The organism is Chryseobacterium sp. SORGH_AS_0447, from assembly GCF_030818695.1.
In the GTDB taxonomy this organism is placed as follows: domain Bacteria; phylum Bacteroidota; class Bacteroidia; order Flavobacteriales; family Weeksellaceae; genus Chryseobacterium.
In genome coordinates this window covers 1054093-1074363 of record NZ_JAUTAR010000001.1, presented here as the reverse complement: position 1 = coordinate 1074363, position 20271 = coordinate 1054093, and the positions used below count along the sequence as shown (strand labels likewise).

Annotated in this window: 15 protein-coding genes; 9 read left to right on the top strand and 6 right to left on the bottom strand. The window is 29.0% G+C overall.

What is annotated here, in order from left to right:
* Positions 1 to 8: 8 nt before the first annotated feature.
* Both QE422_RS05035 and QE422_RS05030 read right to left on the bottom strand, forming a co-directional pair.
* Positions 9 to 1082 carry a hypothetical protein gene (locus tag QE422_RS05035; protein ID WP_307455602.1) on the bottom strand — a complete coding sequence of 358 codons (1074 nt, stop codon included), beginning with the start codon at positions 1080 to 1082 and terminating at the stop codon, positions 9 to 11.
* Positions 1083 to 1141: 59 nt separating this feature from the next.
* Complete coding sequence (locus QE422_RS05030; protein WP_307455600.1) at positions 1142 to 2704, bottom strand: hypothetical protein; 1563 nt, start codon at positions 2702 to 2704, stop codon at positions 1142 to 1144.
* 852 nt (positions 2705 to 3556) lie between these two features.
* Here QE422_RS05030 and QE422_RS05025 point away from each other — a divergent pair.
* The 4 genes from QE422_RS05025 to QE422_RS05010 all read left to right on the top strand — a co-directional run bounded on the left by QE422_RS05025 (position 3557) and on the right by QE422_RS05010 (position 6303).
* A complete protein-coding gene (locus tag QE422_RS05025; RefSeq protein WP_307455598.1) occupies positions 3557 to 4168 on the top strand; it encodes a recombinase family protein in 612 nt (203 codons plus the stop codon).
* A 627-nt stretch (positions 4169 to 4795) separates the two neighbouring features.
* Positions 4796 to 5257, top strand: coding sequence for a hypothetical protein (locus QE422_RS05020; protein ID WP_307455597.1), 462 nt, complete (start codon positions 4796 to 4798; stop codon positions 5255 to 5257).
* A gap of 169 nt (positions 5258 to 5426) precedes the next feature.
* Positions 5427 to 6029: a hypothetical protein gene (locus QE422_RS05015; RefSeq protein ID WP_307455596.1), complete on the top strand. Its 603-nt coding sequence runs from the start codon at positions 5427 to 5429 to the stop codon at positions 6027 to 6029.
* Positions 5995 to 6303 carry a hypothetical protein gene (locus QE422_RS05010; RefSeq protein ID WP_307455595.1) on the top strand — a complete coding sequence of 103 codons (309 nt, stop codon included), beginning with the start codon at positions 5995 to 5997 and terminating at the stop codon, positions 6301 to 6303. The genes QE422_RS05015 and QE422_RS05010 overlap by 35 nt, the downstream gene beginning before the upstream one ends.
* A gap of 106 nt (positions 6304 to 6409) precedes the next feature.
* Here the strand turns inward: QE422_RS05010 and QE422_RS05005 are convergent, their stop codons facing one another.
* The 4 genes from QE422_RS05005 to dinB all read right to left on the bottom strand — a co-directional run bounded on the left by QE422_RS05005 (position 6410) and on the right by dinB (position 12361).
* Entirely contained in the window at positions 6410 to 7483 is a 1074-nt protein-coding gene (locus QE422_RS05005) for an ImmA/IrrE family metallo-endopeptidase (protein ID WP_307455592.1), read from the bottom strand.
* Between the two features lie 2 nt (positions 7484 to 7485).
* Positions 7486 to 7890, bottom strand: a complete 405-nt coding sequence (locus tag QE422_RS05000) for a hypothetical protein (RefSeq protein WP_307455590.1) — start codon at positions 7888 to 7890, stop codon at positions 7486 to 7488.
* Between the two features lie 246 nt (positions 7891 to 8136).
* Positions 8137 to 11193, bottom strand: a complete 3057-nt coding sequence (locus tag QE422_RS04995) for a DNA polymerase III subunit alpha (RefSeq protein ID WP_307455589.1) — start codon at positions 11191 to 11193, stop codon at positions 8137 to 8139.
* 13 nt (positions 11194 to 11206) lie between these two features.
* Positions 11207 to 12361 (bottom strand): DNA polymerase IV, encoded by a 1155-nt coding sequence (dinB, locus tag QE422_RS04990; protein ID WP_307455587.1) that lies wholly within the window; start codon positions 12359 to 12361, stop codon positions 11207 to 11209.
* Positions 12362 to 12422: 61 nt separating this feature from the next.
* Between dinB and QE422_RS04985 the strand changes: the two genes are divergently transcribed.
* The 5 genes from QE422_RS04985 (at position 12423) to QE422_RS04965 (ending at position 20270) form a co-directional block, all read left to right on the top strand.
* Entirely contained in the window at positions 12423 to 13199 is a 777-nt protein-coding gene (locus QE422_RS04985) for a LexA family transcriptional regulator (RefSeq protein ID WP_307455586.1), read from the top strand.
* Positions 13200 to 13293: 94 nt separating this feature from the next.
* A complete protein-coding gene (locus QE422_RS04980) occupies positions 13294 to 15135 on the top strand; it encodes an ATP-binding protein (RefSeq protein WP_307455585.1) in 1842 nt (613 codons plus the stop codon).
* 300 nt (positions 15136 to 15435) lie between these two features.
* On the top strand, positions 15436 to 16728 hold the full coding sequence (locus QE422_RS04975) for an AbiH family protein (protein WP_307455583.1): 1293 nt from the start codon (positions 15436 to 15438) through the stop codon (positions 16726 to 16728).
* 283 nt (positions 16729 to 17011) lie between these two features.
* On the top strand, positions 17012 to 18556 hold the full coding sequence (locus tag QE422_RS04970) for a hypothetical protein (protein ID WP_307455581.1): 1545 nt from the start codon (positions 17012 to 17014) through the stop codon (positions 18554 to 18556).
* Positions 18540 to 20270, top strand: coding sequence for a hypothetical protein (locus QE422_RS04965; protein WP_307455579.1), 1731 nt, complete (start codon positions 18540 to 18542; stop codon positions 20268 to 20270). Before QE422_RS04970 ends, QE422_RS04965 begins: the two co-directional genes overlap by 17 nt.
* Position 20271: the final 1 nt, after the last annotated feature.

The window sequence follows — 20271 nt, the reverse complement described above, 5'->3', positions numbered from 1 at the left end:
CGCTGCAATTATTGATCTAACCTAAACCTTTGGAATTGTTTATGTAAGTCGATATTGTTATTTAACGATGATATTTTGTATGAATAAAGGTCTTGTTCTTCTACTGATGATTTAATTTTAAACAATGAAGCAAGAACATCACTCTTGCAATGTTCAACTATGACATCGTTTGATCTGTTATGGTTGCATCTTAAATTTTTTAAGTGGCTATTATAATTAGCATCTGTCATATCATGGTCTAATAATGAAGCTAATTCTAAAAATTTCTCCTTAACTCGATCATCCTTCATGAGTTTACCGGTTAACGGAATATCATGATTTATAAGATGGAAAAAATAATTGACTTTTGAGATCTTACTTTTTTTAAAATCAACTACATTGTCTCCGATCTTTATATTCAGCTCATCATCAAAAGTAACAGTCATCTGTTCTTTTGTTGGAGAGTGATTACTATTATACCGGAGCTTATTACTTATTTCGGTCAGTAAATTTTCAATATGCTCAATATACCTGAAATCATTTAACCTAATAGCATTGTCCTTACATTTCTGGCATATGTAGCCCGATCTAATTTTCCCTTTAGTTTCTTGAATATCTGCACAATAATCATTAATACAAATTTCAGTTTCCTGGTGGACATTTTCCAACTGTTTCTGAGAGTTGAGTTCCATATGGGAGATTGCTTGAAAAATATTTTCAACGATCTGATGTGCAACTGCCAAATAAATATTACCATTGGTTATTGAATTCCATCTTGAAGAACAATTCACAGCGATATTTTTGTGAATAAAGACACTATTCCAATCTTTTTCTTTGGGGAAGTTGTGAACCGGAATATCCAATCCTTTATTGGTAACCATCACCACATAATCAGTAATGTCGAATTTATCTCTAACTTCATTGCATAAACTAATGATTTCAGACTGATTTATTCGTTTAACATCTTCAAATCTATACTTTATATCCCTTTCAACATTAATACTCTTAAAATTAATAATACCTTTTATTGGGCTAAATAAATTGATCACATTTTTGATATGGATTTCGGAACTGTTATCTAATCCGAATAATAAAACCTCCATCTTTATTTTTTTCGAAAATTAGCAACAAAAAAAGGTTCTCGCAAGAACCCTTCTCTACTTTATCTTTTATTAAATTTTTCTTTTCTTCTTTTAGAAATAACTTTTTTATATGATTTATTCAATATTTCTAAAGCTGTCTTTTCAATTGTTTTAAAAGGATCTTCACGTTCTTTTATTGATAGTCCAATTTGTTTTCCGGTAGTTTTAAATATTGCGGATGAAAGTATATTTTTAATCTTTTCTGCCATTTCCTCTTCAACTGCAATCGAATCGTGAATCGTGAAAAAGTTTAGGTTGGGAATTTCTTCCAATAGTTTCTTAATTCCAATATCCAACAAAAGAGTTGATTCAAACCTTTGAAGAAGGATAGCAAGGCAACCTTTACAGTTATCTAATCCATTAATCAATTCGATAACCTGACCTACGTTTGGGAAGATTTCATTCATCTTTCTAATGAACGTATTATTCTCCCGGTACTTTTTTAAGTTAAGATAACTCATTACGTTTCTCTTTATATACTCCCTTGTTTTTTCTCCATTAAAAAGGATGTTGTTTAAATACTGATACAAATTATTATCAAACGGTAGGTCGTTGAATTGTTCAACATCTTTCTGATTCAGAAAAGTGCCGCACATATAGGGTATATATGATTTATTTTTATATTTAAATTTATTTTTAATTTGTTCTTTTAAATAGTACTTAGATTTATAGAATTCTGATTTTATTATTTTATAAATTTTTTTATCTATTTTTATTAAGGAATTTTGATTACTATTAATATAGAAAGATGGATATAGAATATTTGATAATAGGTATAAATGACTATTACTGATATCTATCTCGTTAATTTTTTTTCCATTAATCCTAAGAAATTGTCTTATCTCCTTTTTACAAGAGGTTAAAGTTGAGTAAAGTCTTAAATTATTATTATTTAGAGTTGGATCAAATTCTCCGTTTTTAATTTGATTAACACTTCTTTTCATTGCTAGAATTTTATCCTCAACACTTTTTTTAAGATTATGATAATAGATTTTATTTTCCTTCTTCTTTAGTTTTGATTCTAAAAAAATTTCCATTTGCTCTATATATAGGTCAACAGAACTATCAATGGTGATAATTTCACTTTTTAATTGTGGGAATAAATGTTGAAATTGAGAATTATCTTCTAATTTGGATTTAGTTTTATCCGTACCGGTGACAGACTCCATCATTTTTAAATAATTATCTCCAACTATAGAGTTCATCGTAATTTTTTCAGCTTTGCAGAATAGGAAAAAATCATTTTTAAGTTTGTAGGATTTTGAATACCTTCCAACTTTATAAGTTCTACTTTCTATTACCGGATAATCGGAATGTTCTAAGAGGGTAACAGTTTTTTTAAAAAGATTTCTAGTAATTTCATTGAAGTCCGTACTCTTTATTTTCTTGTGAAAACCATTATTCTTAGTATAAGTCATATATTTGGAAGACGGATACAGATAGTGAAGAAATAGTAATATTGAATCTTTTAATTTGGATTTATTCCTTTCACTTAGGTCAGCGTTATTTTTAATTTTATCCCAAATTTTTTCGTAATTAATATTGTTTGGGATAATGAGGCTTACATCTAGGTATTTGCTCATTAGTATTGGAAATTATTCTTTTATACCGTTTTTCAGGTTATTATAATATAAGGAATTTTTATGACTTTTCCAAATGAGTAATATAATAGAAATTATTGTTGTAATTAGCCGTAAATCTAGCTATGTGATCTTTTAAAGTAACTTTCAAAATTATCTATGATCTTCAAGAGGAAAATTCAAGATTGAAAAAATCACGTAATCATTAAAAGTCTATTTTCCAGACAAAAAAATGAAAAAAATTTTATTTTATTTTTGGATCTATATCTTTTAATAAAGTTTTTTCCGGTTTAAATTTAAATCATGGAAAGACAAATTTCTGATTCAAAAACCAGAAAATTTTTATTTTTAAAAATGGGTTTTAAAAAAATCTCAAAGTAATAAACCTAAGACTACTTGTACACATTCGAGCTTGGTTTTTCAAGGTTCTATACACCCACAGAGGCAAGGGGGGATTTGATACCCCGGGCTCCCGGGGGCTATAGTAATTTGATATATCCTGAAAAAAGAAATATTTTGCCCAAACGAGCAAAGTAAATTCAACATCCGGAGATCGACCGTTCCAGACGCAATTCCAGTTCCAGATCTCTACAGGACCTGCGCTAAAGATTATTTTGCTCTTCACTTTACTGCATTGACTTGGGGACCTTGAGAGCTAATTTTATTTTGCTCTCCAACTATAAAAACCAGACTCCGTTCCTGATCAACAGCATGTGATTATTATTTTGCATATTTCTGCGGTCATAAAATTTAAAACAAAAAGTACATCTGTTTTAAACGCTAAATAGTGCTAAAAGCGTAGGCAGAACGTCAATTTCGCCGTAAATTTAATCTGAAATTAAAATTACAACAAAAATGAGGGTTAAATATAATAGAGTTTCTACTTTAGGTCAGACAGGAAATCGTTTTGAAGCAGATACGGATAAATATGATTTGGTATTATTAGACAAAGTTTCAGGCACAGTAAATTTTAGAGACCGAGAGAACGGACGGATCTTAATTGATCTTGCGGGTAAGAGTCAAATAACTGAAATAGTTGTCGAAGAAATTTCCCGTCTGGGTCGTAATACAAGAAACGTACTCGAGACGATCGAGTTCTTTCACGAGCATGGGATTAATGTGGTGGTAAGAAACATGGGACTACAATCCCGACCTAATGGCGAGACTAACCCCATATGGAAAGTCATCATCACTATAATCGCCAGTTTATATGAGCAGGAGCTAAATAACCTCAGGGAAAGGATCGCCGCCGGAAAATTAATCGCCCGTCAGCGAAATGTGCGATTTGGCCGCCCCACTGGATCTAATGAAAGTGAAGCGATCTTTATCAATAAATCAAAAAATAAGAAGGCATTGGAATATCTGAGAAAAGGAAGAACTTTGAGAGAGATTGGGAAACTTCTTGAAATGTCAACAAAAACAGTACAGAAAGTAAAAAAAGTTGCTATAAAACTTGATATGATGTAAATGTAAGTAAGGTTAATCCAATCCATTTACCCTTAAATTTTGAATTTTTCAAAAAAACTAGCACTTGTTTGTTTATAGGTACGGTATTTTTCGGTGCAAAATAATATTGTATTTCATAATACAATTCAATAACCACTGTTACACGTTGCCAGATAAAGATTTTGATCTTCCAGTTTAAATTTTAATCTTTTATGATTTACGGCAAAAATGTACCTTAAATGTACCAAAAAGTACATATAAAGTCTTAATAACTTAACATAAAGTACACTTTAAACTACTTAATTTTAAGTTTTGTAGATTCTATTACAATATTTATATAAATAAATTTTCACCTTAATGATAGACTAATTATATTTGCTGTTGATAGGATTAAATAATCCTATTGAATACATTTCGAACACATAGAACGCTTGTCTAACGACATTCCTCAGGTAAATCTGGTACATTTAATTAGGGGGAATATGTTAGCAACTCTCATGTCATATCTATATGGCGTGGGGGTCTGCTACTTATTTGACCCTAACGGTTTACCAGAACCTACCTGATAGAATAAGTTTAGTAGTCCTCACGCTTTCTTTATTAATTAACAACTCTTTTTCGGGACTGAAAGGAAATAAAACTTTAACTATGAAAAAAGTTTATTTATCTCTATTAACAGTAATCTTATTAGGTTCATGTTCAAACAATGATTCTGAAAATACAGAAGAAAACAAAAATCAATCACAACAATTTGTCGGTAAATGGCACCGGTACAAAACGGTAATTCTCAACGGTAAAACCGACACTCCCCTAAATTCTTACGATCATGCTAAATGTGAAATAGAAGCAATACATGAGTTCACAACAAACAGTAAATACCTATTGACAAATTATGTCTTAAATTCTTCCACTCAACAATGTCAACAAATAGGAAATGTTGAAACATATCCATATTCATATATGACCGCTACTAATATTTTAGATATAGATGGTGAGCGTTATTATATTAAGCATGTTGATTCAAAAGAGTTAATTCTTCAAGATTATGATTATTACGATCAAAATGGTGATGGTACAAAAGATAAGAGATTGAATTATTATAAGAAATAATTGAGAAATAACTAAACCATGAGCTACATAAATTATTTAAAAGACTTCGATTTTGATATCCTTTATAAAACATCTTTTATACTACCTTTTATAGGGTATAATAGTTATCTTAAAGATTTTATCACTTTTACTTTTTTCTATTGGAAAATCTGAAGATGATGATAATAAGGTGACGATATTTTCAAATATATTTTTTTATTTAATCATATCTTTCTCTATCATTACAATCTATGACCATGAAGATCGAAAAGATATTCAAAACTTTAGATTTTCCAATCTTGGAAAATTAGATGATGATAAAGCTTTATTTATAGAAAATAAAGATGAAGAAAATAATAATTTCGAAAATAATTTTTCAACCAATTCCACTTCTAATAGTGAGACATCAAATATTCCAACTCAAGAAGAACTCTTAAGATTGGAGAAAGATCCGGAATATCTTCAAACGTTTGAACAGTTAGTAAACGATCTTAAAAACATAAAAGACCTGAGTGAAGTTACCTCTTTTGAGGTTTGTGGACATGAAGATGGAAAATGTAAATGGTGCGGAAATATTTTTTCTCAAGAAAAATTACTCAAACCTACCTATTTGGCTATGGGCGAAGTTTTGGGTTTTAGAATGACAATCATGGAAAGTGGATGGAATACACCGGAAATTTATCATTACATAAAAGACTATCATAAAGGTATCAAGTTTCAATGTATTACCGAAAAGAAAGAATTCTGTTCCTTAAAATGTGAAAAAGAATTTAAAAATAACAGAGGATATTAAAATTAAAAACGAACTTATGAAAATATTATCACTTGTCGGAATCTTAGTAAGTATTTTAGGTATAATCCTATGTTTTGGAATTATTGACAATTATGTAGAATATGGTAGTAAACTTGTTGGCTATTTAAATTTAAACCACAAAGAAATTAAACACGAAGTTTTCTCAATGACATCTATATTAGATTCCGGTAGAATCATCTGTTTTGCGCTAATGGGACTTTTTGTATTCCACCTATATATATGTATTAAAGTTTATCGTTCTAAAACCTTATAAAATTTCCATCCCCAATAATTGATAAAAAATTAATACAAGTAAAAGGCTGTCTCTTTTTTGAGACAGCCCATTTTTTTTTACATTCTTAATATTTCTTATAGGTAAACTATTTAAAAGATGCTTCCTTGATATATTTATAATAACTTATACCTTTTATCTGGGCCTTCTGTGCCCATAAAGCTGAAAATAAAATATTAACATTATATTTTTCTGCAGTACTCTCGATAAATGAATCATCTAATGTTTGTCCTTTTTTAGAAAATATAAATTTTCTCAGTGAATCACCGTTAAATAAATGAAAACTTGCAAATTCATTCGCTTCTTTTTCTTTTTTTGTTACTTGATTTTTGCTTATATCATTACCTTCAAATATTTCATCATTTTCGTGCTTAATTACATGACCAAGTTCATGAAATAACACATACCAAAGATTAGCTAAATTCTTACCTTTATCAGATATTTGAATCACAGGTCTACCTTCAAACCAACGAACACATCCAAAAACTGTTTTTTTTAGATACGGTGTTAAGATCAATGCAACACCAAATTCCGATAAAATTTTTGGAAGCTGCAGAAAATATTTAAGATTGTTTATATTATTTTTCCATTCGTTACCTGTAATCCACAATTTTAATTCTTGACTATTATATTTTGGAAAAGTATTTTTTCTAAAATCCCTCTCACCTTTTTTAAGCCATGCATATAAGTTTAAATTATCTGGCTGAAAATTAGAGATTTTATATAATGCAATATTATCGTTTACTTCTTGAAAAATATTTTTTTCATCATCAATTTCTAAAAATAATGCAATATCTTCCAACTTATCCATTCCATCAAAATTCTCATCGCAAATAAAATTCTCGAGATGTTTTACTTTTGAATAAACTTTTTTTAATGTTTTGTATTCCGATTCAGAATTATCCTTTGATATTTTATAGTCTTCCTGAAAATTAATTAAATAATCATAAAGAAAATCGTTATTAGTAAACTTTGCTATTTTACTTATATTATTTTTACTAATTTTTAATACTTCCTTCGGCTTCTCAATTGAGATATTTAACGAATTTAAAATATCAAAAGAATATTTGTTCTCATTGAACATTTCCAACAATTCTTCACCTATTGTATTGTGCAAATCAATAGGGTTAAATATTTCTATTTTGGTTTCGAATGTATTCATCTTTAAGCTTTTGAGTAATCATGATTATTCATCTCGTAGATATAAATATTACACACATCATTAAATTGTCCCACCCAATCTTTATTCAAAGAAAAATCCTCCTCACTATTTTTACAAAAAAAATGAAAAAACTTTCTGTATCCATCTTGAACTCTAAGTTTTAAAACAGTTGGTTCACTTTTCTTTACTCCAGATAATAATTCAATTTTGTTATCAGCGGAAGAAACCATATTATAAGTATAAGCATTTTCTGCCAACGTTAATTTTTTACATATTTTAATAGTTGGTTTCAATAAATTAGCATTATACCTTTTATTAAAATTTTTCACAAAACTTCTATCTGTAGAGTTTTTACTTATATTTTCAATAGCTAAGCAATCTTTATTCTTGCTAAAATTCAATTTCATGTTACGGTATTAGTTTTTAATACTAATGAATTGACTTCGAGCGATAATTATATCTAACAATCAAATATATTTATAGCTGACGACAAAACACGTCGTAATATTTTTGCAAAATAACAAAAAATAAATAATAAGATAATACGGTTTCCCGTAATTCTCAGATAGATACAATTAGTTAAACAAAAATAGGTAGAAAAGATATCAAGATATAAATCAAAAACTTTAAGTAATATTCATACCTGAGCAATTTTATCTAAAGTAATTATTCCTTGGTAGTCCAATTTCATGTTCCTGAGGATACGGTTTCCTAAAAGTCATACTCACATCCTCTTTAATTTGACGGTGAATATCATATTGTTTTTCTCTATCATAAGAATACCGGGGATCGGGGATCATCGGCATCTTTGCCATTTTATGAATAGTAATGGTAGGAAAGTAAAAATCAACTTCAACCGTCCCGAGTAATAAATAACAACCACCTCCCTGAAAATCATATTCCTTTAAACTATTGGGAAAATGTGCGGTATCAAAATAATCACCGTTGATATCGATCCAAGTCCCAAAATACATCGTTCCTTTTTTAGTGGGAACGTGTTTTCTGGAAATAAGATATGCTAACATCTTTACCTGTCTTTTATGAAATTTCAACAAGTCTTTTACAAATACTGATCCTCTGTATTTGGTCTTTAATAAATCAAAAGGACTACATGAAACCGGAAATCCAATTAACTCAATTTCATCAAATGCATCCTCGAAATTTTCTCTTTTAAGTTGTGGAAGTTTAAATTCCTGAACAGGTTCTTCAATTAACATTAACCCTCTATTCTCAGGTTTAAAATTTATTAATAGTAATCTTGCTTCAACAAGCAATTCATTTTTTGGTTTACAAGTAAACCGGAATGCTCCAATAAAAATTAGAATCTGTATCGTTTCAATCCCAATATTAATTCGTCTTATAAAGTCTTCTAATGATTTATAATCTCCGTTAATTTCACGTTCCTTTACAATATCATGTGCTACTTTTGTTTCCAATCCTTCTAATAACATCAATCCCAAATAGATATCTGTTCCTTTTAATGTTGTTTGAAAGTCACTTAAATTAACACATGGAACCTGAATATTTCCTCCTGACATTTTCGCCTCATGAATATAAACTTCGGTACGGTAAAAACCGCCTTGATTATTAATCACCGAAACCATAAATTCTAAAGGATAATATACTTTTAAATAAAGACTTTGATAACTTTCTACAGCATAAGATGCTGAATGGGCTTTACAGAAAGAATATCCGGCAAAAGACTCGATCTGTCTGAACGCTTCGGTAGTTAATTGTTCCGAATGTCCTTTTCTCTTACAGGAATTGAAAAAATTATCTTTCACCTGTTGAAGTTTTTTTAGTGATCTTCCCTTTCCACTCATTGCCCGTCTCAAGATATCACCATCAGCTAATGATAATCCCCCAAAATACTGTGCAATCTTAATTACATCCTCTTGGTAAACCATAATCCCGTAAGTCTCATTTAAATTTTCCTCGAATACGGAATGGAAATATTCAAATTTATCCGGATTGTTGTGTCTGAAAATGTATTCTCTCATCATTCCGCTTTGGGCAACTCCCGGTCTGATAATGGATGAAGCAGCAACAAGCGTACGGTAATTATCACATTTCAATCGTCTTAACAATCCGCGCATTGCTGGAGATTCAATATAAAAACAGCCGATCGTTCTTCCTATTGCTAAATACTCATTGCACTTTACTTCATCTTTTGACAATGCTGTATCACGAATATCAACCTTAATTCCTCTTGTTTTTTTAATGAGATTAACGGTATCATTAATAGTTCCTAAACCTCTTTGGGAAAGAATGTCAAATTTTTCAAGTCCGATATCTTCTGCCACATTCATATCAAACTGAACAATCGGGAATCCTTTCGGTGGCATTTCAAGTGCTGTATAATGGGTAATTGGTTCTTCGGAGATTAAGATCCCACAGGAATGCATACTCCTTTGATTAGGGTACTTTTCTAATAATCTACCATATTTCTGAACCATTTGCACAACCGAATTTCGGTCATGAATTTTCATCGGTTTTGTAGCCAGGTCATCCAATTCTTCCTTGGGCAAACCGAATACTTTTCCTACTTCTCTAAAAATTGATTTGTATTTAAACTCAACATTAGTTCCACAAAATGCAACATGATCTCTTCCATATCGATCAAAAATATATTCCAATATTGTATCCCTGTTCTGCCAAGACCAATCGATATCAAAATCCGGTGGTGTTTTTCGGTTAAGATTGAGAAATCTCTCAAAATAAAGATCCAGTTCCAAAGGACAAATGTCAGTAATTCCTAAACAGTAACTTACAATAGAATTCGCACCACTTCCTCTACCCACATGCATAAATCCCATACTATTACTGTAACAGATGATATCCCACGTAATTAAAAAGTAAGAACAGAAATTAAGTTCATCTATTACTTTTAATTCCTTTTCAATTCTTTTCTTTGCGATCTCATGATTTAATCCATATCTTTTTTCCAGACCCGAATATGCTAATCGGCTGAGAAGTTTCAAATCTTCTTCTTTAGATTTGGTATAAAACTTTTTATTTTTAACTTGTTTAAAATTAAACTCAAAACGGCATGCATCAAGAATGTTTTTCGTATTGCTGATAATCTCAGGATATCTTTCAAAGATTTTAAGAAGTTCTTTTTCAGAAATAAAATATTCAGATTGCCTACAAATTTCTTTCTTTGTTAATTTTGAAAGTAATGTATTATTATCAATTGCCCGTAAAATTTTATGTAATTCATATTCTTCATCAGTCCCGAAAGTTACAGAATGAAGAACCACCATTTTAGAAATATGTTTTTTATATTCAGGTCTGATTAAAAAATTCAATTCATCGATCCGTACACCTATAAATTCATCTTCCTTCAATATAGGTGGAATATTACTCATAGGATAGATCACAAAAACATTTCTAAATTCCGGCGCAACCTCTGAAAGTTCTTTATTTTTACAATTATACTCTGTGATCATTTTATTCACTTCACCGATGCCTGAAAACTCTTTTGAGATGGTTATATAAAGAAGTTTACCATCTTTTCTTACTTCCATTCCTACAATAGGTTTAATTCCTACTGCTTCACATCCTTTCTTGAAATCATAAATTCCGGTAACCGTATTAATATCGGTTAATACCAATTGTTTGATCTCTAATTCATCTGCCTGTTTTACCAATTCTTCGATTGATAAAGTACCGTAACGTAGACTATGGTAGGAATGACAATTCAAAAACATAATTGAAAGATTTTTAGCGTTTATTTTCCAAATCAAAACCCGAAGCACGACCAACCGCATCAATTCCGAATCGGTTTTTTAGATAATCCATTGTTTGATATAAACTCATTTGCTCTTCGGTATCTTCAAACAAATTCATTTGATGATTACCATGCACAAGTCCTGTAAATCTGATTCCTATCAATCTAAGTCTCATTCTTCTAGTGTAAACCTTATTGAAAAGTTCAAGGGCAACTCTTGACAAAGTATGATCAGCGGATGTATAAGGTACTTTGCACTGTTTAGTTTCAGTATCGAAATTGGCATACCGTATTTTAACTGTTACTGTTGAAGTCAGCCATTTTTCCTGTCTTAATTGATAGGCTAATTTTTCGACCATCCCGGATATGAGTCTTTTTAATTCGATAATATCCATTGTATCATTAGTAAATGTGGCCTCTGTTGAGATTGATCTTCTTTCGGAATAAGGTACAACGGGATTTTCATCAATACCGTTCGCCTTCTTCCAAAGTTCTTTCCCGTTTACACCAATCATTTGTTGAAGAACCAGTACCGGCATTTCAGATAATGTATGAATAGTACGAATTCCAATCCTTGACAATAACTGAAATGTTTTATCGCCAACCATTGGAATCTTCTTAATGGATAATGGATTTAGAAAAGGTTTTATTTCCGTTTCTTGAATTTCTAATCTTCCAACCGGTTTTGCTTCGCCTGTACCTATCTTTGAAACTGTTTTATTGGTCGATAAAGCAAAACTTATTGGAAGTCCGGTTTCTTTAGTGACAGCCGATGCAATTTCTTTTGTCCACTGATAACATCCGAAAAACTTATCCATTCCTGACAGATCCAGATAAAATTCATCTATACTTGCCTTTTCCATCACTGGAACTTTCTGTTGGATAATTTCTGTTACGGTATGGGATAAGTTAGAATACATTTCATAATCACCACGAATTACCTTTGCATCCGGACATAGTCGAAGTGCCATCCTTATTGGCATGGCTGAACGCACACCAAATTTCCTTGCTTCATAGGAACAGGATGCAACAACTCCACGGTCTCCACCTCCGATAATTAGAGGAATACCGTGAAGTTGAGAGTTGTTAAGCCTCTCGCAGGATACAAAAAAAGTATCCATGTCCATATGTACAATACTTCGATTCACGTTACAAAATTAGAGACCATTTGTCCCAAAATTATTATATTTGTCGGTACAATTTGTCCCAATGTCAATTTTTGCAGATAACATAAGGTTTTTGAGAGGTAAGAAAGGATTATCTCAACAGAGTTTTGCCGATGAAATTCTTATCATCAGTCGGGACCGTTATTCTAAATATGAAAACGGTCGTTCAGAAGCACCGTATGAAGTTTTAATCAAAATTTCAAAGTATTTCAATGTAAGTATCGATTTACTTCTTACCGTCGATATCAGAAAATATCCATTAGAAGATGTTTTGAAACTCCCTGATAATAGGATTGTTTTGCCCGTTGTGGTTGATAAATTAGGAAACAACAGTATTGAAATTGTTCCTCAGAAGGCATCTATGGGATATTTGTCTGGTTATAGTGATCCAGAATATATTGAAAGTTTACAAAGGATTTCATTACCCTTTCTCACTAATGGAAAACACCGGGCATTTCCGGCAAAAGGAGATTCAATGCCTCCTTTTAAAGACGGTTCTTTTATTATTGGAAAGTATATTGAAAATATGGAGGAATTGAAACCAAACAAGAGTTATGTTTTTGTAACGCTTAATGATGGTATCTCTTATAAAAGATTTAAAAGTAGAAATGAAAAATCTGTAACGGTGACTTCTGACAATTCATTTTATCACCCTTATGATATTCCTTTGAGAGAAATTGTTGAAATTTGGCAGTATGCATCAGGTATATTTCCAGAGGATTTTGAACCGGATAATTTCGAAAATTATAATTTGAAGGATATGTTTTTAGAATTGAGAAGTGACATTAAAAAATTAGATGATAAAGTTTCTAAATTTTAATATTTGCAAATTACAATTTTAGATTGAGAACTCTTATTTATTCTAAAATTTTAAGTAATAAATTTTTATATTTTTACATTGGAAATTATTTATCATGAAAGTAAAATTAGATCAAGCGGTTAAAATGTTTTTTGGTAGTTCATCTTTGGAAATGGTTTATTTCGAGGCTATCAGTAATGCATTAGATGCAGAAGCAAATGAAATCAATATAAATATTTCTATTGATGCTATCAACAGGGCTGAAACGTTGAATATTAGTATTTCAGATAATGGTCTGGGCTTTGACGATTGGCGTTACAAAAAATTTTCAAATTTATTTGATGTTGAAGAAAGTTCTCATAAAGGATTAGGAAGATTAGTTTATCTATGCTATTTTGAAAAGGTTTTAGTTCAAAGCATTTTTGAAAAAAATAAACAACGAGTATTTACATTCTCAGAAGGTTTTGATGAAAAAGATTTTAAAATAAATAATGTTGAAAATTCAAATTCCGGAACAGTTTTATTTATGCAAAATTGCTTACTCCAAAAAGTTGCAACATATGACTTTCTTCTTCCTAAAAATCTGAAATCAAAAATTTTAGATGAATTTTATTCTAGACTTTTCCAGTTAAAAATAATTGGAAAAAGTATTTTCATAAATATTAATACGAAAATTGGTGATAAAGAATATAACGATATACTTTCAACTGATGATATTCCAAAAATGGATTTAGTGGAAATTGATTCATCTTTGAATCTTTACGATAAATTTCAACTATATTATTCAATTCAAGAAGTTGAACCGAATGACACGTCACTTACATCTGCAATATCAGTTGATAACAGAACTGTCAAAGTTGACATTATTGCCGAAGAAAATATACCTACAAGTTATAAAATGGTATTTCTACTACTCTCAGATTTTTTCACAGGAAAAGTAGATGCTTCAAGACAAAACTTGACTTTAACTAAAGTAGAATTACGTGAAATTCAAAAAGTATTTAGAAAGGAAGCTACAAGATTAATCGAGGAAAGAATACCAAGAGTAAAGAAAACAAATACCGCCATTCGAGAAAGCTTGGTTAACCGATATCCTCATTTAAATGGATATTTTGATGTTGATAATATTGGATATTTAAAAAGAAATGACATATTAAAAGATGCTCAAGAAGAGTTTTTTAAAGCTCAAAAAGAACTATTGGATGCTCACTCATTAACAGATGAACAGTTCAAGAAATCTTTAGAAATTTCAGATAGAGCATTAACTGAATATATTTTATTTCGACAATTAACAATAGAAAAACTTAGAGATTCCACTAAAGAAGATTCTGAATCTTACCTTCATAAAATAATTGCGACAAAAGGTAAAGATGGAAAGTTTCTTAAAGAGAATTTAATAAATGATATTTATAAAAATAATTCTTGGTTATTGGACGATAAATATATGACCTATGAAGTCACTTTAAGTGATAGAGAAATGTCTGAATTAGTAACTTATCTGGTGGAAGGTGAAGAGGTATTGAGGGATATTGACCGACCAGATTTCGCTTTCATTTTCTCAAATAATCCTAATGAAGATAAACCCTTTGACGTTGTAATTGTAGAATTGAAAAAACGTGGTGTTGATCAGTATGAGAACCAAAAAACCATAAATCAGTTAGAAACTCGTGCAAGAAACTTAATGAAATACTACAATAATAAAGTGCAACGTATTTGGTACTATGGAATTATTGAATTTAATGATGAAATTGAGCTTGCACTATCCGGAACATTTACAGAATTGTATTCAAGTGGTAAACTATATTATAAAGAAACTGAAGTTGCCATCTCATTAAGACCTAAAGTCACAATACCGATAGGTATTTTTATGTGGGATATAGATGCAGTTGTAAGAGATGCAGATGCAAGAAATAGTACTTTTCTTAACTTTATTAAAAGTAAGTTTTCAACACAGTAGATATAAATTTATTTGAGATAACAAGGTTTAAATTTAAACTTAAAACTCAGAAATCGAAATCGAAATCGATTTGATATAATTAACTCCAACTAGATTAAAAATCATCAATTCTTTGTGACATTAATTTTTATCAATAAAATAGAAAGTATCGAGCTTTGTATATGTCTGAAAATAAAAAAATCATTGTGTGAGTTACAAAAATCATGAAATTTATTTGTTGAAAACAAAATAACACCCGACTGAGAATTAGTAAGTCGGGTTTTTATTTAGAAAAAAAATTATCTTTGAAAAAACTTCACCGTGAATAGACTCATAATTATAGGGAATGGCTTCGATTTAGCTCATTCTCTACCAACCTCATACAGTTCCTTTATAAATTTTATTTGGAGAAATTTTCATAATTTAGATAAAATTCCAATGATTAAAAATTTATTTACATTGGAAAATCCTATGTTTGATATTTACACAGGATTGAAAATGCAGTTCAATGATTATAATGATTTCTGTAATCAAGTTAAAAATAAATTTAACACAGCAAATTATACTTATAGAGAAACATTCCACGGAAGTAAATCTTTTCAAATTATTGAAATTAATCCCTACGACCCTGATGATACAACTTATCAAGTATATTTTGACTATAAAAATCAATTTTTTGAATTAATTACGGTGCAGAATGCTGATAATTGGGTAGATATTGAGAATACATACTATCAGGTTCTAATTTCAATGCTCAAAGGCGAAAGTAAGTATAAGTATATTGGGAATATTAAAAAGCTTAATAATGAATTTGAAGAAATAAGAAAACTTCTTGAATTTTATTTAACCGGAGCTGTACAAAATTTTTATGATTTCGAAAACCAACCTTCTAACTATTCTGAAATTGTCAATTTGTTTGAATATAAATATAAAGCTCTTCATGAAATTGATAACATAGATAATCCATATTTTTTTGAATTTCCACCTGATTGTAGAAAAAAACTCATTGAGTTCGATTCCCTGTTTAGTGTAAAGTCTCAAAAATCATCTATTCTTTACGAAAATTTATTTTTAAATTTTAATTATACACCAACAATTTTTTCCTACCTATCAATACTTAATAATATGCCAAGTTTAAGATATGGTATTTCAACACAATTGCAGATACATGGTAAACTAGGCGATGAAAATAATTCAATAAACTTTGGTTTTGGAGATGAAATGGACGATAACTATAAAATTTTAGAAAAGGCGAATGATAATAATTATTTGGAAAACATTAAATCTTTTATGTACCTAAATAATTCTAACTATAAAAAACTGTTAAATTGGATTGAAAGTAATGAATATCAAGTATTCATTATGGGACATTCTTGCGGTTTATCAGATCGAACACTTTTAAATACAGTTTTTGAACATAATAACTGCAAATCAATTAAAATATTTTACCATAAAAAAGAAAATGGTCAAGATAACTTTAAAGATTTATCTCAAAACATATCTAGACATTTTAATAAAAAAGCTTTAATGAGATCGAAAGTGGTGGATAAAAGCAACTCAATACCACTACCACAAAATATAAGATTTAATAAAATAGATCCATCTCCTAATTAAATACTCTATTCATAAATAATATCTCATACGGATATAATTAAGAATCAGAAAATAAATAATCTTAAAATAGTGCTGAATTTATTTAGTTGCAGTTTTCAACAAGAAACTATGTCAATTGATAATTTTTCGTATCATTTTTCAATCATTTTCGATTTTTATGAAGATAAAATCTTTTCTATACTTGTATTTTGGTAAAAAAAATTACGGTTATCCATTTTTTTCTTTTTAAAACACATAGTATATTTAATTTTTATGTCAATTAAATGTAAAAAATTATAAATTAATGAATTACACTGAATTCAATAATTGGGTTTACAATTATTATCTAGAATATTTAATTCCGAATCAAGTCAATTCATTGACAATCCCAAAAAGTGAAATTGATTTTCTTATTCAATCTAAAAATCTTAAGGTAAATTGTTTTCGAGAAATAAATAGTGAAAGTTGGTCTTATCTTTTGGGTAGAAATAGTAAAGGAATACCTAAATTTTTAGGTCTTATTGCACTGCAATGTCACGCAGCATTTATTATGCAAAATGATCATATCACTACTGCGGCCAATTTTCGTGATCGTTTTATAAAACTAACTGGTATAAAATCAGATATTAAACTGAATTCATTTTTCAGTGAAGAATTTACCAATAAAATGAATGTTCAAGAAGTGATATGGAATCGAGTAAATTCATTTTTTAACGAAAAGAACATAAAAATAGCTCTTCCCCTCAAAAAAACTCACACTGGACGTAATACTCAGTATCCATTATCACAATCGGTGTTAAATTATGAAGACTTAAAAGAATATAAGCCTTTCTATGAATATATTTCTAAAGAATATGATGTTATACATTATGATGACTTTCTAATAGAATATTATCATAATATTTCTCGATTTGAATTTTACTTTCACCGTGTTAATAATAAGAAATCACTTAGTGAATCGGAACAAAATATTAAATTCAAGCAAATTTTTGATTATTACATAGGACAACAATGGATTCAAAATGATGGTGAGCTAGAAAAAAGACAAAGAAACAGTTCTTCTCAGGTATTCTTTTTAAAACTGAATAAAGAAGTTTTTGATGTTTATAATGAAGAACTTGAAAATACATATAATATTAATATTGTTTTCAACAACAAAAAAATTGTTTTTTTTCAAGAGGATGAAATTTATAGAAATGAATTCAAATCAGTTAAAAAAATTTCTAAGGGATCACGATATATAATATTACTGAAAAATATTACTGAAAACGAATATTTAAAAAAAAGATTTGAAGAGAATAATTTATGCATTAAAATCGGAGATGAAAACTTCAATATTACATCCTACCTTTTAAATTTTAAGGATGAAGTTCCAGAATTTTTAAAACAATTTGAGGGTAATAATTATCCTATAAAAATTGTTGGTACTAAAGTGAGTAGAAAAAGACAGTATTTAGTTATTGCACCACCAATTATATTTTCTCAAAATAATGAGTCATATTCTCTATATCACAATTCAAATCGGGTTATAAACAACCAACCTTTAGAAATAGGATCTTATTTAATAAAAGTAAAAGGTTTCAGTAATTATTCATTTGAAATAATTGATACACCAGATATAAAATTCTCTTTACCGATTTTAGACAATAAACTTAGTCTACAAAATCTAGAGCTAAGAGATAACAATTTTGGTGATATGTCTGGATTTTTTGTAATTAATAGGGACATAGAAATTACAGATGACTTATCAATAAAGAACTGGATAGAGGCTAATACAGGTAAAAAGAATAAATCAAATAATATTATTTTAAAAGCTATTAACCAAGGCGCATATGGAAAAAATAAGTAAAATTTATGCAATAACTTTGGATAGGTCCGAAAAAGGTTATGGTAGTGGTGGGAATTGTAAAGTAGTTTCTTTGATTAGAAACGGAGTAAATATTAATAAGGAAGAAGATATTATTAAATACATTGAAACTGATTGTAAGATTTTTTCTAATAAAATATATGAATCTACTCCAAGCCCTGATATTGGTGATCTTATTGAGATTAGCCAACCAAAAATCAATCCTAATGTAGATAAAGGAAGAAATTTTTATGTTTCACATTCTACAGTAAAAAAAGTTGGTACACCAGTAATTGATATACCTTCTGAATATATCTCAAACGAATATATAGATTTGGAGCAAGTATGGAATTTCCTTACAGAAATAGTTCTATTAAAATACAATATTTCACAAATTTACCTATGTGACGAGAGGAATATTTTTGGACCATTCAGAATTGCTAATAACAGTTTAATTCCAACAAAAGGAACACATACCTATTCATTTGAATACAATATTGATGAATTGATTGAAGATACGGATTTAGAATTTTGTTATTTAATTACTGAACCCAAAAGTAAAATTAAAGCAATTGATTGTAGTACAACTCAACAACTAGTTGATTTTTTAAAAGACCGAATACAAATTGATCGAGTAGATCTCAATCTCTTAATTAAAATTAGTAAGGAAATTCAAGATAAGAATGAGGGAGCTTTAGATTTGGATGCTATTAGATTGAACAGAGCTTCAAATTATATTGATCGTCTCAAATTATCTCTAGTAGAACTTCAAAATCTACTAAATAAAAAAGATCAATGGAATAAGGTAATAAATGATATCACAGAGGAGTATAAAAAAGATTTCAAAAATTTAGCTTTACAAAATATAAATCAAGAGCTAAAACAGCAAGATGATTTATTAGAATTAAAAAAACAAGATATTATAAAGGTTACTAAATTAGTTGATGATAAAGAAAAAAAGCTAAAAGAATTGAGTGATGAATTTTCGTCAATTGTAGAAAAAAAAGAGGATTTAATTTTAAATATAAAACTATTAGCGGGTTTAAATAATATTGAGATTTCCAAACAGGTTAATCAATATTCATTTGAGATATTTTCAAATTCGAGGGCTTCAGCTTATAATGATTTAGATGATTTTTATGAGGATTTAAATGATCAATGGAAAGTTAAAATTCCAAATCAATTTGAATATCAAGAATCACTTTTTCTTTTGAAGGAAAATAAATTTATCATCGCAAATAACACAATTTTTGTTTTGAATCTGATTTCGCATTTAGGAAAAACTGAAACTCTACTACAAAATGCAGAGCCTGATTGGTTGAAATTTAAATATTGGAAAGAAAATGGGTTAGATCTAATTGTTGAAAAATCTGCAAAAAACCCTGATATAAATTATTTTTATATACTACAAGATTTTAATGTTGCAAGTTTTGAATGTTATGGAAAACCTATTTTAGATTTCTCAAACAAAATAAGAAATGTATTTCCTGGCACTGGAATTCCATACCCGAGTAATTTACATATTATTTTAGTAAGGGCTGATGAAGAAATCGATGATTTTGGATTTCCAATTAATAAATCAAGCTTTAAGAATTGGAGATTTTTACCCATAATTTCAGATATTTCAAAAATAGATTTTCAAAATTCTGATGGTATCAATCTTGAAAAAATTGATATTACAAGTGCTGTTAAGGATTACTCACAATTTTATTTTTGAT

Bases quoted from the DNA above. Each gene is read 5' to 3' on its own strand.
- QE422_RS05035 (WP_307455602.1), bottom strand. From the start codon at position 1,082: ATGGAGGTTTTATTATTCGGATTAGATAACAGTTCCGAAATCCATATC.
- QE422_RS05030 (WP_307455600.1), bottom strand. From the start codon at position 2,704: ATGAGCAAATACCTAGATGTAAGCCTCATTATCCCAAACAATATTAAT.
- QE422_RS05025 (WP_307455598.1), top strand. From the start codon at position 3,557: ATGAGGGTTAAATATAATAGAGTTTCTACTTTAGGTCAGACAGGAAAT.
- QE422_RS05020 (WP_307455597.1), top strand. From the start codon at position 4,796: ATGAAAAAAGTTTATTTATCTCTATTAACAGTAATCTTATTAGGTTCA.
- QE422_RS05005 (WP_307455592.1), bottom strand. From the start codon at position 7,483: ATGAATACATTCGAAACCAAAATAGAAATATTTAACCCTATTGATTTG.
- QE422_RS05000 (WP_307455590.1), bottom strand. From the start codon at position 7,890: ATGAAATTGAATTTTAGCAAGAATAAAGATTGCTTAGCTATTGAAAAT.
- QE422_RS04995 (WP_307455589.1), bottom strand. From the start codon at position 11,193: ATGTTTTTGAATTGTCATTCCTACCATAGTCTACGTTACGGTACTTTA.
- QE422_RS04985 (WP_307455586.1), top strand. From the start codon at position 12,423: ATGTCAATTTTTGCAGATAACATAAGGTTTTTGAGAGGTAAGAAAGGA.
- QE422_RS04980 (WP_307455585.1), top strand. From the start codon at position 13,294: ATGAAAGTAAAATTAGATCAAGCGGTTAAAATGTTTTTTGGTAGTTCA.
- QE422_RS04970 (WP_307455581.1), top strand. From the start codon at position 17,012: ATGAATTACACTGAATTCAATAATTGGGTTTACAATTATTATCTAGAA.
- QE422_RS04965 (WP_307455579.1), top strand. From the start codon at position 18,540: ATGGAAAAAATAAGTAAAATTTATGCAATAACTTTGGATAGGTCCGAA.